General features: G+C 70.5%; 23 protein-coding genes. 4 read left to right on the top strand and 19 right to left on the bottom strand.

Features of this window, described 5'->3' with window-relative positions:
- Positions 1-32: 32 nt before the first annotated feature.
- The gene (locus ACFWXQ_RS15775; protein ID WP_383946682.1) at positions 33-821 is read right to left on the bottom strand and encodes a carbon-nitrogen hydrolase family protein; all 789 of its coding nucleotides are present in this window, start codon (positions 819-821) and stop codon (positions 33-35) included.
- 358 nt (positions 822-1,179) lie between these two features.
- Here ACFWXQ_RS15775 and ACFWXQ_RS15770 point away from each other — a divergent pair, with 358 nt between their 5' ends.
- Positions 1,180-1,767 carry a Repetin gene (locus ACFWXQ_RS15770; protein ID WP_383946679.1) on the top strand — a complete coding sequence of 196 codons (588 nt, stop codon included), beginning with the start codon at positions 1,180-1,182 and terminating at the stop codon, positions 1,765-1,767.
- Here ACFWXQ_RS15770 and ACFWXQ_RS15765 read toward each other — a convergent pair.
- The 6 genes from ACFWXQ_RS15765 to ACFWXQ_RS15740 all read right to left on the bottom strand — a co-directional run bounded on the left by ACFWXQ_RS15765 (position 1,736) and on the right by ACFWXQ_RS15740 (position 8,800).
- Entirely contained in the window at positions 1,736-3,013 is a 1,278-nt protein-coding gene (locus tag ACFWXQ_RS15765) for an MFS transporter (protein WP_383946676.1), read from the bottom strand. The genes ACFWXQ_RS15770 and ACFWXQ_RS15765 overlap by 32 nt on opposite strands.
- A 222-nt stretch (positions 3,014-3,235) precedes the next feature.
- Positions 3,236-4,774 carry an HAD-IA family hydrolase gene (locus tag ACFWXQ_RS15760; protein ID WP_383946712.1) on the bottom strand — a complete coding sequence of 513 codons (1,539 nt, stop codon included), beginning with the start codon at positions 4,772-4,774 and terminating at the stop codon, positions 3,236-3,238.
- A gap of 95 nt (positions 4,775-4,869) precedes the next feature.
- A complete protein-coding gene (locus tag ACFWXQ_RS15755) occupies positions 4,870-5,940 on the bottom strand; it encodes an ABC transporter ATP-binding protein (protein ID WP_383946673.1) in 1,071 nt (356 codons plus the stop codon).
- Positions 5,941-5,943: 3 nt separating this feature from the next.
- Positions 5,944-6,771 (bottom strand): ABC transporter permease, encoded by an 828-nt coding sequence (locus ACFWXQ_RS15750; protein ID WP_383946670.1) that lies wholly within the window; start codon positions 6,769-6,771, stop codon positions 5,944-5,946.
- Positions 6,756-7,655, bottom strand: a complete 900-nt coding sequence (locus ACFWXQ_RS15745; RefSeq protein ID WP_383946667.1) for an ABC transporter permease — start codon at positions 7,653-7,655, stop codon at positions 6,756-6,758. Before ACFWXQ_RS15745 ends, ACFWXQ_RS15750 begins: the two co-directional genes overlap by 16 nt.
- Positions 7,652-8,800 (bottom strand): ABC transporter substrate-binding protein, encoded by a 1,149-nt coding sequence (locus ACFWXQ_RS15740; protein WP_383946664.1) that lies wholly within the window; start codon positions 8,798-8,800, stop codon positions 7,652-7,654. Before ACFWXQ_RS15740 ends, ACFWXQ_RS15745 begins: the two co-directional genes overlap by 4 nt.
- A 223-nt stretch (positions 8,801-9,023) precedes the next feature.
- Between ACFWXQ_RS15740 and ACFWXQ_RS15735 the strand changes: the two genes are divergently transcribed.
- Positions 9,024-9,773 (top strand): GntR family transcriptional regulator, encoded by a 750-nt coding sequence (locus ACFWXQ_RS15735; RefSeq protein WP_200399545.1) that lies wholly within the window; start codon positions 9,024-9,026, stop codon positions 9,771-9,773.
- 209 nt (positions 9,774-9,982) lie between these two features.
- On the opposite strand, the gene ACFWXQ_RS15730 is transcribed toward ACFWXQ_RS15735, so the two are convergent.
- The 9 genes from ACFWXQ_RS15730 to rpe form a co-directional block, all read right to left on the bottom strand.
- Positions 9,983-10,435, bottom strand: a complete 453-nt coding sequence (locus ACFWXQ_RS15730; protein ID WP_055618648.1) for an Lrp/AsnC family transcriptional regulator — start codon at positions 10,433-10,435, stop codon at positions 9,983-9,985.
- A gap of 10 nt (positions 10,436-10,445) precedes the next feature.
- Entirely contained in the window at positions 10,446-11,912 is a 1,467-nt protein-coding gene (locus tag ACFWXQ_RS15725) for an amino acid permease (protein WP_189839855.1), read from the bottom strand.
- A 450-nt stretch (positions 11,913-12,362) separates the two neighbouring features.
- Positions 12,363-12,764, bottom strand: a complete 402-nt coding sequence (locus ACFWXQ_RS15720) for a hypothetical protein (protein ID WP_383946659.1) — start codon at positions 12,762-12,764, stop codon at positions 12,363-12,365.
- Between the two features lie 16 nt (positions 12,765-12,780).
- Positions 12,781-13,305 (bottom strand): GNAT family N-acetyltransferase, encoded by a 525-nt coding sequence (locus tag ACFWXQ_RS15715; protein WP_383946656.1) that lies wholly within the window; start codon positions 13,303-13,305, stop codon positions 12,781-12,783.
- Positions 13,306-13,393: 88 nt separating this feature from the next.
- On the bottom strand, positions 13,394-14,836 hold the full coding sequence (locus tag ACFWXQ_RS15710; protein WP_383946709.1) for a GuaB1 family IMP dehydrogenase-related protein: 1,443 nt from the start codon (positions 14,834-14,836) through the stop codon (positions 13,394-13,396).
- A 128-nt stretch (positions 14,837-14,964) separates the two neighbouring features.
- Complete coding sequence (locus tag ACFWXQ_RS15705) at positions 14,965-15,297, bottom strand: barstar family protein (RefSeq protein WP_383946653.1); 333 nt, start codon at positions 15,295-15,297, stop codon at positions 14,965-14,967.
- Positions 15,294-15,737: a ribonuclease domain-containing protein gene (locus ACFWXQ_RS15700; RefSeq protein ID WP_383946650.1), complete on the bottom strand. Its 444-nt coding sequence runs from the start codon at positions 15,735-15,737 to the stop codon at positions 15,294-15,296. The genes ACFWXQ_RS15705 and ACFWXQ_RS15700 overlap by 4 nt, the downstream gene beginning before the upstream one ends.
- A gap of 67 nt (positions 15,738-15,804) precedes the next feature.
- Entirely contained in the window at positions 15,805-16,848 is a 1,044-nt protein-coding gene (locus ACFWXQ_RS15695) for a sugar-binding transcriptional regulator (RefSeq protein WP_383946647.1), read from the bottom strand.
- A 78-nt stretch (positions 16,849-16,926) separates the two neighbouring features.
- Positions 16,927-17,613, bottom strand: a complete 687-nt coding sequence (rpe, locus tag ACFWXQ_RS15690) for a ribulose-phosphate 3-epimerase (protein WP_143635342.1) — start codon at positions 17,611-17,613, stop codon at positions 16,927-16,929.
- Positions 17,614-17,786: 173 nt separating this feature from the next.
- Between rpe and ACFWXQ_RS15685 the strand changes: the two genes are divergently transcribed.
- Together ACFWXQ_RS15685 and ACFWXQ_RS15680 are read left to right on the top strand one after the other, a co-directional pair.
- Entirely contained in the window at positions 17,787-19,979 is a 2,193-nt protein-coding gene (locus ACFWXQ_RS15685) for an MMPL family transporter (RefSeq protein ID WP_383938876.1), read from the top strand.
- Between the two features lie 372 nt (positions 19,980-20,351).
- A complete protein-coding gene (locus tag ACFWXQ_RS15680) occupies positions 20,352-21,539 on the top strand; it encodes a hypothetical protein (protein ID WP_383938873.1) in 1,188 nt (395 codons plus the stop codon).
- Between the two features lie 47 nt (positions 21,540-21,586).
- On the opposite strand, the gene ACFWXQ_RS15675 is transcribed toward ACFWXQ_RS15680, so the two are convergent.
- From ACFWXQ_RS15675 to ACFWXQ_RS15665, 3 genes are all read right to left on the bottom strand, one after another.
- Positions 21,587-22,972, bottom strand: coding sequence for an SAVED domain-containing protein (locus ACFWXQ_RS15675; RefSeq protein ID WP_383938870.1), 1,386 nt, complete (start codon positions 22,970-22,972; stop codon positions 21,587-21,589).
- A gap of 83 nt (positions 22,973-23,055) precedes the next feature.
- Positions 23,056-23,979: an AAA family ATPase gene (locus tag ACFWXQ_RS15670; RefSeq protein WP_383938867.1), complete on the bottom strand. Its 924-nt coding sequence runs from the start codon at positions 23,977-23,979 to the stop codon at positions 23,056-23,058.
- Positions 23,980-24,011: 32 nt separating this feature from the next.
- Entirely contained in the window at positions 24,012-24,521 is a 510-nt protein-coding gene (locus ACFWXQ_RS15665; protein ID WP_383938864.1) for a hypothetical protein, read from the bottom strand.
- Positions 24,522-24,525: the final 4 nt, after the last annotated feature.

Below are 24,525 nucleotides of genomic sequence, written 5' to 3'. Positions count from 1 at the left end.
GGGGTGAGGCGGGTGGCTCTGAGGGGGGTGTGTCAGACGAGGGACCCGTAGAGGCCGGGGCGGCGGTCCTTCAGATACGGGTTGGCCTCGCGCGAGGCGGCGAGGAGGGCGGGGTCCACGTCACCGAGGACGAGTTCCTCGCCGCGGCCTGCCCGGGCCCGGGCGCCCCCGTCGGGGCCGGCCAGCGTGGAGAGCCCGACGAACTCGAACTCCCCTTCCGTACCGACCCTGTTGACGTACGCCACGTACATCTGGTTCTCGAAGGCACGCACCGGTACGACGGACTCGGCGACGAACTGGAACGGGTGCATCTGGGCCGTGGGTACGACGAGGAAGTCGGTGCCGGCGAGGGCGTGCGCGCGGGCGTTCTCCGGGAACTCCACGTCGTAGCAGATCATCAGGCCTACGCGGAGGCCGTCCAGCTCGGCCTGGACGACCGGTTCGTCACCGGGGGTGAACCACTCCTGCTCGAAGCAGCCGAAGAGGTGGGTCTTGCGGTAGTTGGCGAGGCGCGTGCCGTCGGCGGAGATCAGCTGGGCCGCGTTGAAGACCAGCTCGGCCGCGCGCTCCGGGTAGCCGTAGGCGATGGCCACGCCGTGCCGGGAGGCGATCTCGGCGATCTCGTCCGCGGAGTCGCCGTCGGCGGGCTCGGCGAGCCGGTGCACGTCGGCGCCGATCGCGTAGCCGGTGAGGAACATCTCCGGGGCGGCGAGGAGCCCGGCGCCCGCGGCGGCGGCACGGTCCGCGGCCTCGTCGAGGACCTTGAGGTTCTCGACGACCGAGCCGGGACGGCCGGAGCTCTGGAGCAGGGCGGTGCGCATGCGTGTTCCTCACCGGGATCGGAGGGGGTTCGGGGGGCCAGATAGACGGTACGGGCGACGGGCTCGGGCGGACAAGGAGGAGCCGTTGCGCGCCGGTGAACGAATCGTTGCGTCCGTCGGCGGTACGGCGGCGATTCGTTGCGCGCCCCTGACCTGCGCCCCTGACGTGCGCCCCTGGGAGGAAGGGCCTTCATTCCAGGGGCGCAGGTCAGGGGTGTACTCCCCCGCCGGGCGGCGGAGGCGCGGTGCAGCCTGCGGCGCGATGTGGGGCGGCGCCGGCGCCGGGACAGTGAGTGCTGTCAAGCACCCGCCGTCGAACCGCCGAATGAATCACCGGACGAACCACGAAAGGGCCGACATGAACCGCCGCCGTACGAAGACCGCCGTGCTCGGGCTCGGTACCGCTCTGCTCGTTACCGCTGGGGCCACGGGGGCCACCGGGGCCGCCGCTACCGACTCCACCACCTCAGCGCCCTCCGTCGCCTCCGCCTCCGGTGAGCGGGAGCGCGAGGCCGCCGCGCTCACCGGCAGGGCGAAGCTGTACCGGTCGGCCGGGGACGACATCACGTTCTCCTTCGACGCGCATCTGGCCACGAAGGACACGGACGATCCGCTGAAGGCCACCGGCACCTTCGAGTGGAGCCACTACGCCGGCGGCGACGGTGCCTGGGCGAAGGCCGAGGTGGACTGCCTGGTCACCGGCGGCAAGGTGGCCGTCGTCTCCGGTGTCGTCACCGACTCGGACCTGCCGGGCGCCAAGGGCAAGCGGGTCGGCATCACCGTCCATGACACCGGACGGCAGGACCGGCTCGGGTACAGCTGGGCCTCCACCGGGAACCCCGTCGAGACGAAGGACCTGCCCAAGTGCGTCGGCTCCGCGCCCTTCGAGAAGGTCAAGAAGGGCACGGGCGACTTCACGGTCGTGCCCTGGAACCCGAAGTTCTAGCGGCGCGGGCGGCCCTCCTCCCGGCGGCCGCCTTCCGGCAGGCCCCATTTCCGGCGGCCGCCAGCAGCGCGGCCGTCACGAGGTAGGGCACCGCGAACAGGGCGAAGGCGGTGCCGTGCGTGGTCGCCGACCCGATCACCCCGTAGGCGCCGTACACGGCGATGGTGGTCAGGTCGGTGCCCACCCCGGCCACCGAGGTCAGGGTGGCCCGGCCGGTTCCGCCGATACGGTCCTGGAGCCGGGCGTCGGCCAGCACGCTCGCCAGCTGGAACCCGCAGAAGGAGAGCGCCACCAGGCCGATGCCGGCCGGGGTCCGCACCCAGGCCCCCGCGGCCAGTGCCACCGCGGAGACCGCGAGCAGCACGGCGAATCCGCCCGTGCCCAGCCGCCTGCCCGCACCGGCCAGCAGCCCGCCGACGGTCGCCCCCGCCCAGATCAGCAACAGCCAGTTCGGGACGGCGGCTTCCGCGACGCCTGTGTCGCGGACGAGCAGCGGTGTGTACTCGTCGAGTGCGCCCCACACGGCGGTGACGGCCGGGACGAGCAGCAGGGCACCACGGACGGACCGGTCGCCACGGGCCTCGGCGAGCCCGGCCCGCAGCGTCCGGGTCCAGCCGTCGCGATGGCCCGTTGCCGCGTCGGCCGGTTCCCGGTGTTCCGGGAAGCGTGCCGCGGTGGCTGCCGCCAGCAGGCAGGCCAGCACACTGGCGAGCCCGACGGCCGGGTAGCCGCCGAACGCGAACACCGGCCCGGCCAGCGGCATCGCCGCCATCACGGCCACGAGTCCGGCCGCGCGGGCCCTGCCCATGACGGCCCCGTACCGGTCGGCCGCGCCGAGCCGGTCCAGTTCCTCGTAGACCAGCGCCTCCAGCGCGCCGGAGCCGAGTGCTCCCTTGGCGCCCCAGAGGACGAAGCCGAGGGCGAAGGCCCAGTACGACGGGACGAGCACCCACAGGGCGAATCCGGCGGCCGTGAGCAGCGGTCCGAACCACAGCAGCAGGCGCCGCGAGACGGCGTCGGCCCAGGCGCCGGACGGGATCTCCAGCAGGACGCCGGTCAGCGACCACAGGCAGAACAGCGAGGAGATCTGCCAGACCGTGAGCCCTGTGTCGCTGAACAGCAGGGCGTAGACCGGGTAGAGCAGGACGAAGTCGTCGAGGAACGCGTAGCCGTACAGCGTGGTCGTCAGCCGCCGGAGGGCGGGGCCGGAGCCGGAGCCGGGCGCACGCGCAGGTGAGAGTGTCATGAGGCCTTCCCGGAGGGACCGCAGGGACAGTTCGGACGCCGGAGATACGGCGTCCGAGGCGGTCCTCGGGCCCCTCGGGAGGCACGGCTGGTGGATCAATGTCGCCAGGTCATGACAGCAATGCTAGGCGCTCCGCTGGGGGCGCGGTGATTAATTCTGCGGGCCGGTGGGGGCTTGTCGCGCCCCGCGGCGGAGCCGCATATCGATACAGCCCCGCGCCCCTTACAGGGCGCTCAGGCGGGACCTGTCTCCCCCGTCCAGCGCGAACGTCGTGATCACCGCCGCGTGGTCCGACGGCCAGTCGTTGTCCTCGACGTCGGGCCAGGTGCGCGGAGTGCCGGTGACGAGGGTGCGGGAGTCGAGGACCCGGAGCCCGGCGCCCGCGTAGAGCACGTAGTCGATCCGGTCCTGCGGCTCCGGGCGCCCGCTGCCGTCCTCGTGCTCGGTGTGGACCGGCGACCAGGTGTGGCCGGGGCTCCCGACCGGGTCGGGGTGCGCCTCCCGGAAGGAGTCGCGCAGGCCGGTCTCCTCCGCCGCCCTGGTCACGGGCCACTCGGCGTCGTCGCGGTCCAGGTGGGAGGGGGCGTTGAAGTCGCCGACCAGGAAGACCGGAGTGGTGTCGCGGGCCGCGAGGTCGGGGCCCATCGCGGCCAGGATCTCCCGCATCTGCCCCAGCCGTCCCGACTCGTGGGCCGCCAGCTCGGGCGCCGCCAGCCCGTCGAAGGAGGCCTCGTACGGGCCGTACGGCGTGTAGTCGAGGTGGGCGCTCCACAGCACGACGTCCTGGTCCGCGCCGAGCGTGACGCGGACGCCGGTCGCCCCGTAGAAGCCGGGGTCCGCCGCGCCCAGCCGGCCGGTGATCGGGTACCGGCTGATGACGCCGAGGTTCTCGCCCGCCCGGTGGTACTCCCAGCCCAGCGCGTCGGCGAGTTCGCGGGCGGCGGTGCCGTACGTCTCCTGCAGGCCGACCACGTCGGCTCCGGTCTCCAGGATGATCTTGAGCTGCTTCTCGCGGTGATGGCGGACCTTGGTGCCGCCGTACCAGAGGTTCCAGCTCATCACACGAAGTTCACGCAGGTCGGAAGAGTCGGACGGCTCGGGCAGGTCTGATCGGTCAGACCGGTCGGACGGTTCAAACGCCTCACGGGTGGTGATCATGTCGCGCAGTCCGGCCGGGGTCACGTCCTCCAGGCTCTCGCGGATCGTGCGGCCGGGCGCGGCGGCGATCGGGGCGAGTGACGGCACCGCGAGCACCGCGCAGCCCGCCGCCTCCGCCGAGGAGACCCCGGTCCGGGTGTCCTCGACGGCCACGCAGGAGGCGGGTTCGACGCCGAGGGCGCGGCAGGCGGCGAGATACGGGTCGGGGGCGGGCTTGGTGCGCGCGGTGTCGTCGGCGGTGACGGTGACCGCGAAACGGCCGGCACCCAGGCCCTCGACGACGAGGTCCGCGATGGCGCGCGGCGACGCGGTCACCAAGGCGGTGGGCACGCCGTCCGCGGCCAGTGCGTCGAGGAGCCGGAGCGCGCCGGGCCTGGCCGCGACACCGGAGCGCACCCGGACGGCGAACTCCCGGTGCAGATCGGCGGCGACCTCCGCGAACGGGGCTCCCGTGGCCCGGCTCAGCATCTCGGCGGTGTGCTCGACGGGCCGCCCGAGCACGTCCTCCTCGTCGGCCTCCGTGAGCGACCTGCCGAGCCCCGCCGCGACGTGCTCGACCGCCTCCCACCACAGCCGCTCGGTGTCCACGAGGGTCCCGTCCATGTCGAACAGGACGGCCTGGAGCGGCTGTTGGGGACGGCGAGGGGTGCGGCCGGCAGGGGTGGTGTGGGGGATGTGGGGGGTCACGCGGCTCTCTCTCACAGGCGGTCGGCGACCAGGACGGGACGCTCCGGCAGGCTCACGGTCACGGCGGTGCCCGCGCCCAGCGCGGCGGCCTCGTGGGTCGGCAGGTCGGCCTTCACCTCGGTGCCGTCGGCGAGCCGGACGGTGACGCGGGTGGCGGCGCCGAGGAAGGCGGAGGAGACGACCCGGGCATCGCCAGCCTCCTCGGCCGTCACCCGTACCACCTCGGGCCGTACGAGCACGTCCACCTCCGGCGAGGCGGGTGCTTCGCCGTCGACCGGCAGCCGCTGCCCGAGCACCTCGGCCGTCCCGTCGGCCACCCGGCCCGGTATGCGGCTCATCGTACCGACGAACTCGGCGACGAACGCGGTCGCGGGACGCCCGTACAACTCGGCCGGAGCCGCGCACTGTTCGAGCCGTCCGGCGCGCATCACGGCGACCCGGTCCGCCATCGAGAGGGCCTCCTCCTGATCGTGTGTCACGAACAGGGTGGTGATGCCGAGTTCCTGCTGGAGCCGGCGGATCTCCTCGCGCAGCGTGAGCCGCACCTTGGCGTCGAGCGCCGACAGCGGTTCGTCGAGGAGCAGGACGCGGGGCCGCAGCGCGAGCGCGCGGGCGAGCGCCACGCGCTGCTGCTGACCGCCGGAGAGCTGGTGCGGGAAGTTCCCGCCCTTGTCGCCGAGCCCGACGAGTTCGAGCAACTCGGCCGCGCGCGCCTGCCGTTCGGCCGTACGCACCTTGCGCATCCGCAGCCCGAAGGCGACGTTGTCGAGCGCGCTGAGGTGCGGGAAGAGGCTGTACGACTGGAAGACCATCCCGGCGTCGCGCCGGTGGGCCGGGACGCGTGTGACGTCCTCGCCGTCGACCAACACCTCACCGGAGTCGGGGTGTTCGAACCCGGCGAGCATTCGCAGGGCCGTGGTCTTGCCGCAGCCGGACGGGCCGAGCAGGGCGAGGAGTTCGCCGGGCCGCGCGGTCAGGTCGAGCCCGTCGAGGGCGACGGACTTGCCGAACTCCCGGCGCAGGCCCCGGAATTCGACGGTGGCGGCCGTCGTGGCCGTTTTCTCAAGCGTGGTTGCGGTCATGGTTCATCCCCGGGGAGCGGTACGGGAGCGCCCGCCGAACCCGGCGAGCGCGAGAAGGAGTGCCCACGTGACGAGCAGGCTGAGCACGGACACGGCGACGGACAACTGGGCCTGCGAACCGCTGACGTTGACGATCCACACGGCGAACGGCTGGAAACCGAGCAGCTGGGCGACGGTGAACTCGCCGAGCACCAGGGCCAGGGTGAGGAACGACGCGTTGAGCAGCGCCCCGCGCAGATTCGGCAGCACGGCCCGTACGAGCGCCTGCGGCCAGCCCGCGCCACAGCTGCGGGCCGCCTCGACGAGCGTGCGTACGTCCATCGCGCGCAGCCCGGCGTCCAGGGCCCGGTACACGAACGGCAGCGCCATCACGACGTACGCGAGGACGAGGACGAACGGGAAGTCGGGGTTCTGGATCGACACGAACGTCTGGAACAGCGGGGTGCGGGAGAGGTGTTCGGGCCCCCACTTCAGGACCGTGCCGATCCCGGCGACGAACGCGATGGGCGGGACGACGAGCGGCAGCGAGCAGACGATCTCGACGACCGGCCGCAGCTTCGGCGCGCCGAGCCGCAGCGCGACCATCGCGGGCACCATCAGCAGCAGCACGATCGCGATGGTGGCGGCGGCCAGTTCCAGCGAGAGCAGCAGGCTGGAGACGAACCCCTCGGTGCCGAAGATCTGCGTGTACGCGTCGAAGGTGACGCCCTGCCCCGGCACGTCGACGGTGAAGACGACGGACGCGGCCAGCGGCACCAGGAAGTAGAGCGCGGCGCCGGCGAGGACGACCCCGCGCCAGGGACGTACGGACCGGTTCAGTTGTCGAGCCATCGCGCGCTCCGTCGTTGCAGGGGCAGGTACACGGCCATCACAAGGCCCGCGACGAGGACCATGTCGAGGCTGAGGGCGAGCGCCACGTTCTCCTGGCCGACCAGGACGTTGCCGGAGATGGCGTCGGCGATCTGCAGGGTGACCAGCGGGACCGAACTGCCCACCATGGCCGCGGCGGTGGCGTACGCGGCGAAGGCGCTGCCGAAGAGCAGCACGAATCCGCCGAGGAGGGAGGGCGCGAGGACGGGCAGGGCGATGTGCCGCCAGTACTGGACTGCGGTGGCCCCGTTGTTCCGCGCGGCCTCGCGCCACTGGACGCGCAGTCCGTCGAGGGCGGGGGTGATGGTGAGGACCATCAGCGGGATCAGGAAGTAGAGATAGACGATCACCAGACCCGAGAAGCTGTAGAGGTCCCAGCCCTTGTCGGCGAGGCCCAGATGCCGGGTCAGGACACCGGAGTTGCCGAGCGTGGCGACGAACGCGAAGGCCAGCGGGACACCGCCGAAGTTGGCGAGCACGCCGGACGCGGTGAGCACGGCCTCGCGCAGAGCGCGGAAGCGGGAGGTCACCACGGCCTGGGCGACCAGCAGGCCGAACACCGTCGAGATGACCGCCGAGACGGCGGACAACTTGACGCTGCCGAGCAGGGCGGTGAGGTACGCGCCCTTCAGCGAGGCGGTCAGGTTCGCCGTGCTGTACGAAGTCGCCCCGGTGGCCGGGTCCTTGACGGTGAACGCGCCGTTCAGCATGGCCAGCGCGGGGATCCCGAAGGCGAGCGCCACGAAGGCGAGCAGCGGGACCACGGCGAGCCAGCCGGGCGCGTGGCGCCGCCGCTTCTGGGAAGCGACGGGCGCCACGTCCACACGGGTGAGGGTCGCGGTCATCCGGAGACGGCCTTGCCCCAGCCCTGGCCGAGCACGGTCTTGGCCTTGCTCTGCTGGGCCTCGGTCGGGAAGGCGGGCGTTCCGGAGACCTCGGGGAGCTTGGCGGCCGCGGTCTTGTCGAGCGTGCCGGCCTTCTCCATGGCGGTCATCAGGGCCGGGCGGGCGTATCCCGCGAGCCAGAGGTTCTGGCCCTCGGCGCTGTAGAGGTACTCCTGCCACAGGCGGGCGGCCGCCGGATGCGGGGCGTCCTTGTTGATGGCCTGCGAGTAGTACTGGGAGAACTTGCCGTCGGACGGGACCGCGACCTTCCAGTCGAGCCCCTTCTTCTTGAACTCGTCGGCGTAGCCGGCGTTGAGGTAGTCCCAGTCGATGCTGATCGGCGTCTCGCCCTTCTCGACCGTGGCGGGAGTCGACTCGACGGGCGTGTAGTTGCCGTTCTTCTTCAGCTTGGCGAAGAAGTCGAGGCCGGGCTGGATGTCGTCGAAGGAGCCGCCGCTGGCGAGGGAGGCCGCCCAGACGCCGCCGAAGGCCGAACCGGACTTGGTGGGGTTGCCGTTGAGCGCGACCTGCCCCTTGTACTGCGGCTTCAGCAGGTCCGCGAAGGTGGTCGGGCAGGTCTTCACGCGCTTGGCGTCGCAGCCGATGGAGATGTAGCCGCCGTAGTCGTTGAACCAGCGGCCCTGCGCGTCCTTCTGCCCCTCGGGGATGTCGGCGAAGCCCGCGACCTTGTAGGGCGCGAGGAGGCCCTGCTGGGCGGCGCTGAGCGCGAACGAACTGCCCAGGTCCAGGACGTCGGGGGCCCGGTCCTGCCCCTTCCTCGACGTCACGGCGTTGATCTCGTCCTGGCTGCTGCCGTCGGGGTTCTCGACCTCGATCTTGATGCCGTACTTCTTCTGGAAGCCGTCGATGAGGGCGCCGTAGTTGGCCCAGTCGCGGGGCAGCGCGATCGCCTGCAGCGTGCCTTCCTTCTTGGCCGCCTTCACCAGTGCGTCCATGCCGCCGAAGGCCTCCGCGGAGGTCGCGGTGGCGGCGCTCTTGCCGTCGGTGGTGGTGGAGGCGTTGTCGTCGGGGGCCGCTCCGCAGGCACTCAGGGCGAGTGCGGCGGCGCCGACGAAGACGGCTGTTCTCGGCAGGGACACGTTCACGGTCTTCTCCAGGGGTGCGCGCAGGGGTCACACGAGACTGAGAGCTTGTCAGCACAACTTGTCTGAACAAGTTGGCCTCAGTAGGCCCGGCGCTGATGTCCTGTTCGTAAACTCTGGTGAAACCATGGACCTTGATTTCACTGCCACTCGCCGGGTGCACGTGTCACCCTTGATCGTCGTCTAGGCTGGTCAAGCGGTACACATCTGCGCACAGAGGGGGAGCATGGCGACGCGACACGAGGAGATCGCCGAGGAACTCAGGCGGGCGATCGACCGCGAGGAGTACACAGTGGGCAGTCGACTGCCCGCCGAGACCGACCTCGCGGCCCGCTACGGCGTCTCCCGGGGTACCGTCCGCCAGGCCGTCGCCGCCCTGACCGCCGAGGGCCTCATCGGCTCCCGGCAGGGCGCGCGCCGCGTGGTCCTCGCGAGCCGCCGCAGCCAGTCCTTCGAGGAGCTGCGCTCCTTCGCCCAGTGGGCCCGCGCGATGGGCCGCGAGGCGACGGGCCACGTGGTGTCGTCGCAGTACCGCCCGGCCACCCCCGAGGACTCCGTCCGCCTCCAACTGCCCACGGGCACACCGGTGTTGCACGTCCTGCGCGTACGCGGCCTGGACGGCGAACCGGTCCTTCTGGAGCGCACGGTCTACGCGGCCTGGATCTCCCCCGCCGTCGAGGCCGTCGAACCCGACTGCCCCTCGGTCACCCAGCGCCTCTACGAGGACACCGGCCTGGTCTTCGCCTACGGCGAGCACGTCATCGACGCGGTGGCGGCCGGCGCCCAGGACGCCGACCTCCTCGACGTCCGCCGCACCAGCCCCCTCCTACGAGTCCGCCGCGTCACCACAACCCGCGAGGGCCGCCCGGTCGAATGGTCCGACGACCGCTACCGCCCGGACGCCATCACCTTCAGCGTCCACAACTCAATAGCGAACAACGCCCTGGCCCGCCAATCAGGCCAGTCAGACTTCTGAGCCCCGCCCCTTCAGGGGCGCGGGGAACGGCGCAGCCTTTAGGGGCGCGAGGAACTGCGCGCTCAGCCCCCACGAACCCGCACGCAACCACGGACGGACACGCCCCTTGCTTTTAGGGGCGCGGGGAACGGCGCAGTCTTTAGGGGCGCGGGGAACTGCGCGCTCAGCCACAACAAACCCGCAGCCGCAACACCACCCCGCACAACCCCCTACGTAGGCGACCCCGAAGAAAACCTCCGCAACAAAGGCGAAAGCACCAACACAGACTTCGTCCGCTCCACAAACGGCTCCCCGGCAATCCGCTCAAGCACCCGCTCGAAATGCCGCATATCAGAAGCGAAAACCTGCACCATCGCATCCGCCTCCCCCGTCACGGTCGACGCGGCAACAACCTCCTGATACCGCTCAAGCCCCCGCTGAATCGTCTCCGGCGAGGTATTCCGCCGGCAGTAGATCTCGACGAACCCTTCCGTCTCCCACCCGAGCGCGGCGGGGTCGACCCGAACGGTGAACCCGGTGATCGCCCCGGTCGCCCGCAACCGGTCCACCCGCCGTTTCACCGCGGGCGCGGACAGCCCCACCTCCTGCCCGATGTCGGCATAGGAGCGGCGGGCGTCCTCGGCGAGGGCGTGCACGATGCGTTCGTCGAGATCGTTCAGCACTGCGGGTGGATCACTTCTCTGGAGTGGCGAGACGGGAGCGGCGATAGCCGTAACTGAAGTAGAACACGAGCCCGACGGCCATCCAGACCCCGAAGACGACCCAGGTCACGGTGTCGAGGCTGCCCATCATCCACACACAGAAGGCGAAGCCCAGCGCGGGCATCACCGGCGACAGCGGCACCCGGAACGTACGGGGCATCTCGGGCCGCGTACGCCGCAGCACCACGACGGCCACATTGACCAGCGCGAAGGCGAACAGCGTGCCGATGCTGGTCGCGTCGGCGAGCTGCCCGAGCGGAATCGCGGCGGCGAGGACACCGCAGAACAGCGACACGATGACCGTGTTGACTCGGGGCGTACCGGTCTTCGGGTGGACGCGCGAGAAGACCTTCGGTACGAGCCCGTCGCGGGACATGGCGAAGAGGATGCGGGTCTGCCCGTAGAGCACGGTCAGTACGACACTCGCGATGGCGATGACCGCGCCGGCCGCGAGCAGCGTGCCCCAGAAGGCGTCCCCGGTGACGTCCTTCATGATCCCGGCGAGCGCGGCCTCCGAGTCGGTGAAGCCCTGCCAGGGCTTCGCGCCGACGGCGACGGCCGCGACGAGCACGTACAGCGCGGTCACGATGATCAGGGAGAGCATGATCGCGCGCGGCAGGTCGCGCTGCGCGTTCTTGGCCTCCTCGCCCGCAGTGGAGGCTGCATCGAACCCGATGTATGAGAAGAAGAGGGTCGCTCCGGCGGCGCTGACGCCCGCCATGCCGAGCGGCATGAAGTTCTCGTAGTTGCCGGACCGGAAGCCCTGGATACCGATCGCGCAGAACAGCAGCAGCGCGGCGATCTTCACGACGACCATGACGGTGTTGGCGCGCGCGGACTCGCGGGCACCGCCGAGCAGGAACGCCATGGCGAGCAGTACGACGATGAGCGCGGGCAGATTGAAGACGCCGCCGTCACCGGGTGGCGCCGAGAGCGCGTCCGGGATGGTGACGCCGATCGTGCCGTCGAGCAGCTCGTTCAGGTACTCGCCCCAGCCGACGGCGACGGCCGCGACGGAGACGCCGTACTCCAGGACCAGACACCAGCCGCAGATCCAGGCGATGAGCTCGCCCATGGTTGCGTACGCATACGAGTACGAGGACCCGGCGACCGGGATGGTGCCCGCCAGCTCGGCGTACGAGAGGGCGGAGAAGAGGGCCGTGAGACCGGCGATCACGAAGGAGACGGTGACGGCCGGGCCCGCCTTGGGGACGGCCTCGCCGAGCACCACGAAGATGCCGGTGCCGAGCGTGGCGCCGATGCTGATCATCGTGAGCTGCCAGAGGCCGAGGGAGCGCCGCAGGCTGCCGCCCTCGCCCTGGCCACCCTCCGCGACCAGGCTCTCCACGGGCTTGCGGCGCATCAGGCGCGCGCCGGCTCCCGGGGGCTCGGGGGTGGGGTGACTGCGGGACTGCGGGGGTGCGCCGTGGTCGAGCACGCGGCTGGGCTCCTTCATCGCTGCCGGTCAGGGCGGCGCGGCCCCACGGCAGTCCGAAGGAAGGGGACCACCGTGCACGGGGTCCCCGCCACACTACGTTCAGCGCATGACTCTACGAGGACAGCCTTTCCAGCCGTAATGCAGCAACCTTGCGCGCCTCCGCAAGATCGTTGCGTTGATCGCGGGGAGGCGCGTGTTCGTTGCGCGGGCCCTTTCGACCGTTGCGCGGACCCGCCGTCCGGCCGCCACCGAGGCCCGTCACCCGTCCGCCGCGCAGGCTCGAGAGACCGCCCGCGTCGGCCCGTCACCCCACTGCCGCGCAGGCCCGGGAGACCGCCCGCGTCGGCCCGCCGCCCGACCGTGGGGCAGACCCGGAAGCCAATCGCGCCGAACGCCGAACGTCCCTCCGCTCAGCCCCGTCGCAGGACAGGCGGCCCGGGCCGCCCCCGCTCAGACCCCGTCCGGATCCCCCGCGATGGCCCGTGCCTCGGCCACGTCGTCCTCGTCGAAACCCAGCTGCCCGGGCCGCCCATGGGCATGGACCGCCGCCTGCTCGTCGATCCACCGGTTGTGGGCCTCCCAGGCGGCCTGCTTGCTGGTGCCCAGGGCCGCCCCGATCTGCGACCAGGACGCCCCGGCCCGACGCGCCTCGCGCACGCTCAACTGCCGTCCGTACGCGGCCTTGGTGGCCACCACCTCGCTCAGCGCGAGCAGTTCGAGCAGCTCGCCCCGGTCGAGGGCCTCCTCGTCGCTCCCCGCCCCGGCCAGCGACTCCCGCATGCGCAGCACGTCGAGGCGGGCCACGGCGGTCAGCAGCGTGTACTGGGGCTCGATGCTCTGCGGTGTCGTCATGGCCCCCAGCGTCTCGTCAGGCAGGCTTGACGTCAAGGGGGCTTGACGACAGCTCCTTGACCAGGAAGACACACGGGTCGGCGCACTCACGACGCTCCCCGTCCACGTCGAGATACGCCCAGCGGTCGACGTACGACACCGTGGGCCGGTAGCCGAGCCGTGCGTAGAGCCGCGCGGCGAGCGGGTTGTCGTCGCCCACGCCGAGCCCCATGAGCCCGGTGCCGCGGGCGAGGGCCTGTTCCTCGGCGGCACGCACCAGTGCCGTTCCGACACCCCGCGAGCGGAGCGACGCGGGCCAGACGAACAGCCCGTTGAGCTCGGGACAGCCCGGCTGGGCAGCCCGCACCTCGGGAGCCTCGCAACCGGTCCAGCGGACCTCCGCGTGGCCGACGGGCAGTCCGTCGAGCCAGGGGATCAGATAGCTGCTGTCACCCGCCTCCTGCCGCGCGAACCGCGCCCCGTGGCTCCCGTCCACGCTGTGCGAGGGCATGAACCGCTCCAGCACCGCGATGTCCTCGGCACGGCAGACGTCGATCCTCATCCGCCCGACCCTAGCGACTTCGGGAAACGGCACGGCCCCTGTTCTCCCGGCAGACGGGACAACAGGGGCCGCAAGGAAGGGAGTTGCGTCAGCTCCAGCTGGCGTGGAGCGGCTTGCCCTCCGCGTACCCGGCCGCGCTCTGGATGCCGACGACGGCCCGCTCGGCGAACTCCTCAAGGGAGTTGGCACCGGCGTACGTGCAGGAGGAGCGGACGCCCGCGATGATCGAGTCGATCAGGTCCTCGACGCCCGGCCGGGACGGGTCGAGGAACATCCGCGAGGTCGAGATGCCCTCCTCGAACAGGGCCTTGCGGGCGCGGTCGTACGCCGACTCCTCCGACGTGCGATTGCGCACCGCGCGCGCGGACGCCATGCCGAACGACTCCTTGTAGAGGCGGCCGTTGGCGTCCTGCTGGAGGTCGCCCGGCGACTCGTACGTACCGGCGAACCAGGAACCGATCATCACGTTCGACGCGCCCGCGGCCAGCGCCATGGCGACGTCGCGCGGGTGGCGGACACCGCCGTCGGCCCAGACGTGCTTGCCGAACTTCTTCGCCTCGGCGGCGCATTCGAGCACGGCCGAGAACTGCGGGCGGCCCACACCGGTCATCATGCGCGTGGTGCACATGGCGCCGGGACCGACACCGACCTTGATGATGTCCGCGCCGGCCTCGATGAGGTCGCGTACGCCCTCGGCGGCGACGATGTTGCCCGCGACGATCGGCACCTGGGGGTCGAGCCCGCGGACCGCCCTGACCGCGGAGATCATCGACTCCTGGTGGCCGTGCGCGGTGTCCACGACGAGCGTGTCGACGCCGGCCGCGAGGAGTTGCTTGGCCTTGCCCGCGACATCGCCGTTGATACCGACGGCGGCCGCGATGCGCAGCTTGCCGTCCGCGTCGGTGGCCGGCGTGTAGAGCGTGGCGCGCAGGGCGCCCTTGCGGGTGAGGATGCCGGCGAGCCTGCCGTCCGCGTCCACGGCGGGGGCGTACCGCCGGTTCGCGTGGTCGAGCCTGTTGAACGCCTCGCCCGGCTCGATGTCCGCGTCGAGCAGCAGCAGGTCCCGGGACATGACCTCGGACAGCTGCGTGAAGCGGTCGACACCGCTCAGGTCGGCGTCGGTGACCACGCCGACCGGCCTGCCGTCGTCGTCCACCACGACACCGGCGTTGTGCGCGCGCTTCTGCAGCAGGGACAGCGCGTCGGCGACCGTCTGGTGCGGGACCAGCACGATCGGGGTGTCCAGGACGAGGTGACGGCTCTTGACCCAGGAGACGACCTCGGTGACGACCTCGATGGGGATGTCCTGCGGAATGACGACGAGGCCGCCCCGGCGGGCCAGCGTCTCGGCCATCCGGCGGCCCGCGATGGCCGTCATGTTGGCGACCACCAGCGGGATCGTGGTCCCGCTGCCGTCCGGCGAAGCCAGGTCGACGCCCTGCCGCGAACCGACCGCGGAGCGGCTCGGCACCATGAAGACGTCGTCGTACGTCAGGTCGTACGCGGGCTGGATGTCGTTGAGGAAACGCACGTGCTGCACATCCCGGTCGTTCAGAGGTGGCCCCCGAACAGGACAGCCCGAGGGAAGAGCACGTACCTCATTGTCCCATGTCGGTGGGTGAACACGCCCCGGGCTGATCATCCAGGCTGGTCAGGGGGCTACTGGTGCGATCCTCCAAGCGCGAGCGCGATGGTGAGCGCCGGGGTGCCGTGCGCCGCCTGGGCGAACACGTCCCGCGCGGTCTCCCACTCGTCGGGCCGCGCCTTCGCGTACGGCTGCCAGCCGGTGACGACGACGAGCAGCCCCTTCTCCACGGCGGGCGCGGGCCAGACGGTGGAGTCACCGAGGCTGTCGGCGAGCGCGTCCCAGTTGCGCCCGAACCAGTCGGGCAGCTCCAGGGCGCTGACGCAGCGCTCCATGAGGCCCGCCTTGTCCGCGACGCCGTCGAGGTCGAGCGCGACCACGTGGTGGCCCGCCACGTCGTGCGTCATCTCAGCACCGCCCTGAACGAGTTGTAGTGATCATCGGTGTAGTAGACCTCGCCACCCCGCCCCGTGACAATGCGCCGGGCTCCACGGTCCCGCTCGCCGGGCGTCCGCACCGTGAACTCCCGGTAGTAGCCGCGCTCCTGCCGCGGCAGCTCCCGCTCGAAGTTCCCGAACACCGAGCCGTCCTTGGCGTACGGGAAGGGGCCGCCGTCGTCGATGAGGGCCAGTGTCCGACGGGCCTCGGCGGGCAGCCGCGCCTCCTCGACCGTCACCGTCCCCGCGGCCCAGGAGGGGGCTGAAGTGCTCGTGGCCGCCCCGGTGCCGGCGCCGGCCCCTGCCGTGGTGTCCGCCGACGAACAACCGGTCACCAGCACCGCGACAAGACACGTGACAAGACAGAGGAGCGGCCCCGGAAACAGGCGGGGGACGGACCGGAGCAGCATGTTGCCGATGCTGCCACAGCCGTCCCCACGCGGCGCGTTGCCCAGCCGCCGTCGGAGCGTTGCGGGCTCAGGGCCCGTCCGGGTCCGCCCGGTTCAGGGCCGGACGCGGGGTCGGGCCCGCCGTCATCAGGTAGTCCGCGGCCGCCGTGTCCGTCACCAGGCTGGTGACGAGGCCGGAGCGCAGTACCGCGTCGATGGCGGCGGCCTTGCGCTGCCCGCCGGCGATCGCGACGACCTCGGGGATCCGCCGCAGCCGGTCGGCCTCGACGGTGATGCACCGCTCGCCCAGGTCCCGGCCGACGCGACGGCCCTCGGAGTCGAAGAGGTGCGCGGACATCTCGGCGGCCACACCGAGGGTGGCGTAGTGGGCGCGCTCCTCCTCGGTGAGCATGTCGTGCACCGTCGAGATGCCCGCCTCCCAGGAGCCGATCGACACACAGGCGACGGTGACCTTGTCGAAGTACTCGAAGGCGCGGGCGATGCCCGTCTGGCTGCGCAGCGCGGCCGCGGTGGCGACGTCCGGCAGCAGCATCGGCGCGTAGATGGGATGGGCGTCCCCGCCGGAGACCTGGGCGGCCCGGCGGACCGCCTCGACCGAGCCGCGCTCGGCCGTCCCCGCGTCGTAGACACCCGTCAGCTGCACCACCGTGCACGGCGGCAGCCGGTCGAGCGCGGCCGCCATGTGGATGGTGGAGCGGCCCCAGGCGAGGCCGAGCACATCGCCCTCGGCGACGAGTTCACCGAGCAGGTCGGCGGCGACCTCACCGAGGTTCTCCGGGTCGGGCGACTCCTCGGCCTCGGCCGGGGACTCGACGACGACGGCGTGCCGCAGGCCGTAGCGGGCGCGCAGTGCGTCCGAGCGGTCGGCGTCCAGTTCGGCGGGGACTCGGATCTCGATCCGCACCAGATCCCGTTCGAGGGCGGTTTCCAGGACCCGGGCCACCTTGAAGCGGCTGACGCCGAACTCCTCGGCGATCTGGATCTTGGACTTGCCCTCAAGGTAGAAACGGCGGGCCATGGCCGCCGCCTGCACCAGCTCAGCGGGTCCCATCCGCATGGCCGACCGGCCCGCCGACATACCCGACACGGCGATCTCCTCACTGCTGTTCACAACCTGGATTCGCCGTTCATCCTTGCAGATCCGGCGTACTTGATCAGCCCTGAGGGGCGGCGTTCACGTTCCCTTGGCTCAGTGGTCGCATGCCCATGCTGCCTGGGCCGTCGCCTCCTCCGCCTGCGTGCGCAATGCACGTACCGCCTGGGCGGGGTCGGCCGCCCCGTACACCGCCGAACCGGCGACGAAAACGTCGGCGCCGGCCTCGGCGCAGCGCTCGATGGTGGAGGCCGAGACCCCGCCGTCGACCTGCAGCCACAGTTCGAGGCCGTGCTTGTTGATCAACTCGCGGGTGCGGCGGATCTTGGGCAGCATGATGTCGAGAAAGGCCTGGCCTCCGAAGCCCGGCTCGACGGTCATGATCAGCAACATGTCGAGCTCGGGGAGCAGATCCTCGTACGGCTCGATGGGAGTCGCGGGCCGCAGGGCCATGGAGGCCCGGGCGCCCTTGGCCCGGATCTCGCGGGCGAGCCGCACGGGTGCGGCGGCCGCCTCGACATGGAAGGTGACGGAACCGGCACCCGCTTCTACGTACTGCGGCGCCCACCGATCGGCGTCCTCGATCATCAGATGGCAGTCCAGCGGCGTGTCCGTAGCACGCGCCAGAGACTCTACGACCGGCACACCTAGCGTGAGGTTCGGGACGAAATGGTTGTCCATCACGTCGACATGGAGCCAGTCAGCCCCTTCCACCGCCTTTGCCTCCTCGGCAAGGCGGGCGAAGTCGGCGGACAGGATGCTGGGGTTGATCTGCGCGGCCATGCGTTAAGCCTGCCATGCCCGGCGCCGGTTGTTCTCCCCGGTCGTCGAGGTCCCCGGGGCCCTCGACCCGTACCGGTCGGTATATACCAATCCTGCCGAGGGACTGCACCGGCCTCGCGGCCCGTGCCATCCTTGTCGGCCCACCAGCTCCACACGCGGCTACGGGGGTCGCCATGACGGACGCACAGGGGAAGCAGGGACGCGGCATCGGCTGGCTGGTGTGCGGCCGGCGCAGCAAATGGGTCGTGGTGGGACTGTGGCTGGTGCTGCTGTTCCTGACGGCGCCCTTCGCCTCGAAACTCACCGACGCGCAGGACAACGACGCTGCGTCCTGGCTGCCCGGATCCGCCGAGTCCACCCAAGTCCTTGAGATTTCCGAGGACTTCAGGCCGGAACAGATCCCCGCGGTGGTCGTGTACGCCCGTGAGAGCGGCCTGACGGCCGAGGAGCGGGCGCAGATCAACGAGGACGCCCGCCAGATCAAGGAACTGCGCGCCCACGGCATCCTCGGCGCGGAGACCCGTGGCCCGGTCTTCGACCGGCAGACCGATCCGCGTGCGGCCCAGATCATCGTCCCCATCAGGATGGACGAGAAGGGCTGGGAGGAGATCTCGCCCGCCGTCGACTCGATCCGTGACGTGACCGGCAAGGGCGGCGACGGGCTCGCCGTCCATGTGACGGGCCCGGGCGGCACGTCCGCGGACTTCTCCGAGGCCTTCGAGGGCATCGACTCCACGCTGCTGTTCTCGGCGATGGCCGTCGTCATCGTGATGCTGCTGCTGACCTACCGCAGTCCGACCCTGCTACTGGTCCCGCTGCTCGGCGTGGTCGCCGCGCTGTTCACCGCGCAGGCGGTGATCTACTTCCTCGCCGAGCACGCGGGCCTGACCGTCAACGGCCAGAGCGCGGGCATTCTCACCGTCCTCGTCTTCGGCGCGGGGACCGACTATGCCCTGCTCTTGGTGGCCCGCTACCGGGAGGAACTGCGCCGCCACGAGGACCGCCACGAGGCGATGGCGCTCGCCCTGCACCGGGCGGGCCCGGCTGTGCTCGCGTCCGGCGCGACCGTCGTCCTGAGCATGCTGGTGCTGCTCGCCGCCGAGATGAACTCGACGCGCGGCCTCGGCCCGGTCGCGGCCATCGGCGTCGCCGTGGCACTGGCCGCAATGATGACCCTCTTCCCGGCCCTGCTGGTGATCTTCGGCCGCTGGATCTTCTGGCCGGTGATCCCGCACTTCGGCTCCCCCGACCCGACCGAGAGCGGTGTCTGGGCGCGGATGGGCAACCGCATCACCCATCGCCCGCGGCTGATCTGGGGCGTCACGGCGGCGGCGCTCGCGCTGCTCTCGCTCGGCCTGATCCAGCTGCGCGCCGAGGGCATCAGCAACGCCGACGCCTTCACCGGCAAACCCGACTCGATCGTCGGCCAGGAGGTGTCCGCGCGCTACTTCCCCGCGGGCAGCGGCGATCCGCTCGTCATCGTCAGCAACCGCGCCCAGGCCGAGGAGGTCGGCCAGGCGGTCGCGGCCACCCGCGGTGTCGTACCGGAATCCCTCGGCCTGCCACCGGGCACGAAACCCGAGTTCGAGGGCAAGGTCCTCTTCGAGGCCACCATGACCGCCCCCGCGGACAGCGAGGCCGCGAAACAGACGGTGGAGCGGGTACGGGACGCCGTGCACGACGTACCCGACGCCGACGCGCAGGTGGGCGGCGGCACGGCCTCACTGCTCGACATGGACAAGGCGACGACCCACGACAACATCCTGATCATCCCGTTGGTGCTCGTCGTGGTCCTGCTGATCCTGGGCGCCGTGCTCCGGGCGCTGGTCGCCCCGCTGCTGCTGATCGGCACGGTGGTGCTGTCCTTCGCCGCCGCGCTGGGGATCAGTGCGCTCGCGTTCCGCCACATCTTCGACTACGCGGGCGAGTCGACGGACTTCCCGCTGTTCGTCTTCGTGTTCCTGGTCGCCCTGGGCATCGACTACAACATCTTCCTGACCACCCGCATCCGCGAAGAGGCGGCCCGTCAGGGCACCCGCAAGGGCGTGGTGACGGGCCTGGCCACCACAGGCGCGGTCATCACCTCGGCGGGCCTGGTCCTCGCCGGAACCTTCGCCGCCCTCGGCACGCTCCCCATGGTCGCCTTCGCCGAGATCGGCTTCGCGGTCGCACTGGGCGTACTGCTCGACACGTTCATCGTCCGCTCGGTCCTCGTGCCGTCCCTGTTCCTGGACGTCGGCCCAAAGGTGTGGTGGCCACACCGGCTGGCCCACGAGGACGGGGGCACTGCGAGCCCGCCAACGACACCCGGCACCGGGACCGGCCCCCCGGAACCGGCATCGAGTCCGGGGGTCCCGCCGGACTAGTCGAAGCAAGCCGGCCGGCCGAAGCAAGCCGCCCGGGCCAACGGCCGTTGGCCCACAGACGGTGGCCCAGGCTGAGTCTGGCCTGGCGGCTGTAGGCGCTCATTCGGAATGACTTATTCCGCTGAAATGACCTGGGGTTCTGGCGGTTGTCTCACTCAGTGGCCACGGAGTCTGTCTCACGATCTTGACCATTGAGTGCTGCGCACGGGTTCGACCTCCTCTTACTCAAGGCGGATTGCGGTTGGGCAGTACGTTGATCAAGGTGACAGCGCTCACCTGTCTGGCCAGGCCCGCGGGAACACGTCACCGACCAGTTGACGGCGATATGCAGAGGCATCATTCGGTAGGCGGTAGCCGATGGGGGCGGGTGGGATGCAGCAGCGGAGATCCTGGGTATGGACGTTTCTGCTGTCACGTGAAGGCATGTGGTCTCTGCTTGCCACCACGGCCGCCGCGCTCGCGCTGGGTTTGCTGCCGAATCTGGTGCAGGCCGTGCCGGTTGTCGGCGATTCACTGTTCGGGCTGATGACCGTCGCCATGCTCGCCGTGCTGCTCGTTGCCTGGGCGACGCACGTGTTGCGGAGCAAGGAGGGGGTCGGCATCGTCATCTATCTCGGGGCCAACTCGCACTGGGACCGAACGCGACTGCGCGAAATGCAGGATGATGCGCTGCAGCGCCATGCCGCCTGTTTCGTCGTGGAACCGGACGCACTGCTGGGTGGTATCGAGGTGTCCGACCGGGTGGCCTTTGCATACCGGGTAATGCAGGCCAGGCTCGAAGAGCAGACGATCGGAGCAGGAGAGGCACCAGAGTCTGTTTCGTTCTACGTCACCGCCCGACATGCAGACGCGTATCGTCTCGGCGGGATGCTGCGTGCCCAACTGCACGAGAACGTCAGCGTGTTCGCCGAGTCGCCCGGGGAAGAGGAGTCCGACCGACGGCATCTGCGAGTCCCTGCGCCCCGGCGGCGGATCATCGCACTCGTCATGGGGCAGTCGGAGGAGCGAGGCCGGTCCTCCTTTCCCTCCGTGCGGCTTGACAGCTCGCTGAAGCTCCCGCCAGGAGAGAGCGACCTGCTCCGGTTGCGCGATGCGTTCGCCGCTCCCGGGCAGGAGCCATCGTGGCATCAGTTCACAGCCTCCTCGGGCACCGGGACAACGGCAGGGCTACGACCCAACAGGATCGCGCTGATCGTGGCGCTCTCGGACAATGAGGGACTGGTACGAGACGCGTTGTGCGCTGCCGAGCGCGGCGCGAGCGAGGTCTATGTCCTTCCAGGTCAGGCCCAGCGCGGCGATCCCGAAGGGAACCGGTGCATCGGGGCGCTGGTCATCCGTACCCAGCCGGGAAATATCCCCGACACGACCGAACACCACGAGGCGTTCGTCCGTTATGTGGTCCACCACTGGCGTCGTACCGTCGAGGAACACGGTGCGGACGCCACCAACTGGTTGTTCACCGACGGGCCCGCCACCTTCGTCCTCACTCTTGGGGCTCTGCTAGGACGCAGAACCGTCCTGGTGCCACTGGCCGACCGCCCCCGACCTGCTACCTCATAGACTCCAGGTGCCGCCCGAGCGCCCGTACGCACCCAGGATGGGCTCGGTCAGGCGTCGATAGTGAAGGCTTCTTCGTAGATCCGCTCGGTTGCGACATCTTCGTACACCACCGTGGGGCGCAGCCGGTTCCACCGGTGGCCCAGCATCAGCGCCAGGCCCATGGGGCTGGCCTGGAAGAGGTGGACGCGCGAGGCGTTGCGGCTAGCGCGGCGCACTGTGTCACGGATGCCGACGGCCAGGGCGTTGGCAGTCGCGGAGTTCGGGATGGAGTTGTCCTTGGCGCCGGTCGGCGGCCGGAGCACCAGGAGTTGGGATACTGGGAGGCCCTGGTCTCGCAGGAAGTGCAGTACGTCGTCAGTGAGGTCCGTGGCCACGGCGATGGCCACGGCCAGGTCCGGGCCCTGGCCGATCCTGTACTCGGCTTGTGCGGGAGTGAGCACGGCGTCGTACGGGTCGGCGGAGGACCAAAGTTGGCCGCGTTGCATGACGGCGAGGTCCGCGCCGGTCACCATACGGAAGGCGCTGCCGACGAGGAAGGCGGGAGCGAGCCGGAGGCTGCCGGTGATCGCAACGGCTGTTTTTCCCGGCGGGATTCTGTGGGGTGCGGCTTCAATCTCCGCCTGTAGTTGGGCCCAGGTTGCGGGGCCTTGAGGGCGCCGCTTGACGTAGGGGGACGCGCCGTCGAAGCGGTCGACCCAGTCGAGAGCGTAGTCGGCGTCTCCTGTCGCGGGGTCGGGCTTGAGGGTGGCGATGGACACCACGGCGCGGGTGGGTCCGGCCCTTAGCTGTAGGGAGTCGATGGCTTCGGTGATCGCTGTGAGGGTCAGGGTCCGCTGACCGTCTCGTACCTGGCGGGCCACCCAGTCGGCCCCGATATGGATCGCCGCATCGTCCGGGCGCAAGCCTGTGGCAAGCATGAGCGACTGAACGTGGTCGTGCAGGTGGGTCGGGTCACGGGCAAGGTCGAAGCGGAGCACCTCAAGCAGGTCGCGGAGCTCAGTCTCGGTCAGGTCGGCGCCCACCGCCCATCGTCGTCGGGCAGTGCCTTTTGCTGATCTGGGGCCTTGTTGGCCGGCTTTGGGCATCAGCAGTTGGGTGCGGGCATCTCGCAGCGAGACCAGCGGGTCGCCGGCGTCGGGGGCCCGATTGCTGATGAGGGCCAAGTCCACCAGGGTGCCGTCGGCGGTGAGCCGGCGCCAGGTGCGGGCGATCTTCTTCAGGATCGACGGACCGCCGGAGTCGCTGGGCTTGAGCAGGTAGTCCTCGTTGACGGGGCTGCTGCTGTCGACGGCGTACTTGACCTGAGCGTAGGTGTGCGGCGGGGTGGCGCGGTGCAGGACGACATCGTCGAGGTTGCCGGCGTCGTCGAGTTCGACGCCGACCGCGACGACCGGATTGGGCGTGTGGATGGAGGCGTCACGGACGGCGGTCACGCACCCTTGCCATGCGAGCTGCCACTGATACAGGTCGCCTGCGATCCGTACTCCTGTTGCGCTGGGCGCGGGGAGCGAGGCCATCAGGGCGTTTCCGCGAAGACGGGGCTGGGGGCGAGTTCGTTGGCGACGGTGAGGAGGTGTTCGTCGCGGAGGGGCCCGTCGGGGAAGGCCTGCAGGATTGCCGCCGGGATGAGGCGCTGGGTGAGATCGGAGAAAGTGTAGCCGGGACGGTCTGCGTCCGGGCCGGTGAGCTGGACGAGTTTGTCGAAGGTGTCCGGGCGGACGGCGATGCCGTGCAGAGCTTGGGTGAGTACGGCACGGCGCTGCTGGTCGTCGGGGCGGACGAACGTGAAGGTCGCCGCAGCGCGGCGCATGAGAGCGGGGTCGAGTGCGCCGACACGGTTGGTGCACAGTACGACCAGGACAGGCAGTCGAGCGCCGGCGAGGCTGTCCACACCGGCAAGGAAGGCGTCCACTCCGGCACGGTCCTCGTGGTGCATCTGCTGTGCCTCGCGGGACTGTACGAGGGCGTCGGCTTCGTCGACGACCAGGACGAGGACAGTGTTGACACCGCGGGGGTCGCGTGCCCCGCGGCCCTGCTCGTGTACATACGAGAAGGCGTCTCCGATCAGAGCGGTCATCTCGCCGACCAGGCCGCTGCCTCGCGTGGCGAGTTTGAGCCGGTACAGGTAGACCGGCAGGTCGAGCTGTTCGGCCAGGTCACATCCGAAGGACTCCGCGAGGGCGGACTTCCCCGAACCGACGTCCCCGGCGAAGACGAACAGCGGTGCGCGGTCGGCGAACAACTGGAGCGCTGCGGGGTCTGTTCCCGGGTGGTGTTGACGCGCCCACGCGTGCAAGCGATCGGGGTCCGCCAGGAGGACGGCCTCCTTACGTAGCTGGCGCTTGACTGTGTCCAGGCCGATAAGGCGGTCGTACCGTGCCTGTCGGGTGGGTTCGGGCAGTTCGATCACGGGGTGAAACAGGTCGTCCTGGCTACTCACGGGTGTCGTCCTCGGTGCTGGTGATGGAGGGTTCACTGGGCCTGATAGACATCGCGGTCGACACCGGTGCCGTTGCGGGCATAGCTGCGGCCGGTCTGGGTGGTGCCGGCGTTCGCGGTCGGGGCGTCGGCGCCCGTCCGTCTCACCGGCAGGGCGACCTTGACTCGGTCTCGGTCTGCTGTGCCGAGGAGGTGGAAGGCCGGGCTGTAGGTCAGGTAGCTGTAGAAGTCGAGTCCGGTGATGTCAGCGCTGCGCGGCAGGCTTCCGGGCCGGGTGTCGACGAGGTGGCCGCCGGTCGTCGCGCGGTAGCGCAGACGCAGCTTCCAGGCGTTGGAGCCGGTGTCCCGGAAGCCGAAGTCGACGGTGCCGAGGTAGCCGTCCTTGAGGAGCATGGCGACTTCCTCGACGTAGTTGTCGATGTCGGTGTGCACCGGTTTGCCGTACAGGCTGTTCAGTTGGCGGAGGTCGGCGCCGACTTTCGCCCCGATGTAGCGCGCGTCGGTGAGGGTGAAGGTGGCGGAGCGGGCGTAGGAGGTGGTCACGGTT

This window comes from Streptomyces sp. NPDC058697 (assembly GCF_042715345.1).
In the GTDB taxonomy this organism is placed as follows: Bacteria; Actinomycetota; Actinomycetes; order Streptomycetales; family Streptomycetaceae; genus Streptomyces; species Streptomyces liliifuscus.
This window is presented reverse-complemented; position numbering and strand designations above follow the sequence as displayed.

Bases quoted from the DNA above. Each gene is read 5' to 3' on its own strand.
- rpe (WP_143635342.1), bottom strand. From the start codon at position 17,613: ATGGCCGCGCAGATCAACCCCAGCATCCTGTCCGCCGACTTCGCCCGC.
- ACFWXQ_RS15775 (WP_383946682.1), bottom strand. From the start codon at position 821: ATGCGCACCGCCCTGCTCCAGAGCTCCGGCCGTCCCGGCTCGGTCGTC.
- ACFWXQ_RS15705 (WP_383946653.1), bottom strand. From the start codon at position 15,297: ATGACGCACGACGTGGCGGGCCACCACGTGGTCGCGCTCGACCTCGAC.
- ACFWXQ_RS15685 (WP_383938876.1), top strand. From the start codon at position 17,787: ATGACGGACGCACAGGGGAAGCAGGGACGCGGCATCGGCTGGCTGGTG.
- ACFWXQ_RS15715 (WP_383946656.1), bottom strand. From the start codon at position 13,305: ATGAGGATCGACGTCTGCCGTGCCGAGGACATCGCGGTGCTGGAGCGG.
- ACFWXQ_RS15700 (WP_383946650.1), bottom strand. From the start codon at position 15,737: ATGCTGCTCCGGTCCGTCCCCCGCCTGTTTCCGGGGCCGCTCCTCTGT.
- ACFWXQ_RS15745 (WP_383946667.1), bottom strand. From the start codon at position 7,655: ATGACCGCGACCCTCACCCGTGTGGACGTGGCGCCCGTCGCTTCCCAG.
- ACFWXQ_RS15680 (WP_383938873.1), top strand. From the start codon at position 20,352: ATGCAGCAGCGGAGATCCTGGGTATGGACGTTTCTGCTGTCACGTGAA.
- ACFWXQ_RS15760 (WP_383946712.1), bottom strand. From the start codon at position 4,774: ATGGACGGGACCCTCGTGGACACCGAGCGGCTGTGGTGGGAGGCGGTC.
- ACFWXQ_RS15750 (WP_383946670.1), bottom strand. From the start codon at position 6,771: ATGGCTCGACAACTGAACCGGTCCGTACGTCCCTGGCGCGGGGTCGTC.
- ACFWXQ_RS15755 (WP_383946673.1), bottom strand. From the start codon at position 5,940: ATGACCGCAACCACGCTTGAGAAAACGGCCACGACGGCCGCCACCGTC.
- ACFWXQ_RS15735 (WP_200399545.1), top strand. From the start codon at position 9,024: ATGGCGACGCGACACGAGGAGATCGCCGAGGAACTCAGGCGGGCGATC.
- ACFWXQ_RS15770 (WP_383946679.1), top strand. From the start codon at position 1,180: ATGAACCGCCGCCGTACGAAGACCGCCGTGCTCGGGCTCGGTACCGCT.
- ACFWXQ_RS15720 (WP_383946659.1), bottom strand. From the start codon at position 12,764: ATGACGACACCGCAGAGCATCGAGCCCCAGTACACGCTGCTGACCGCC.
- ACFWXQ_RS15765 (WP_383946676.1), bottom strand. From the start codon at position 3,013: ATGACACTCTCACCTGCGCGTGCGCCCGGCTCCGGCTCCGGCCCCGCC.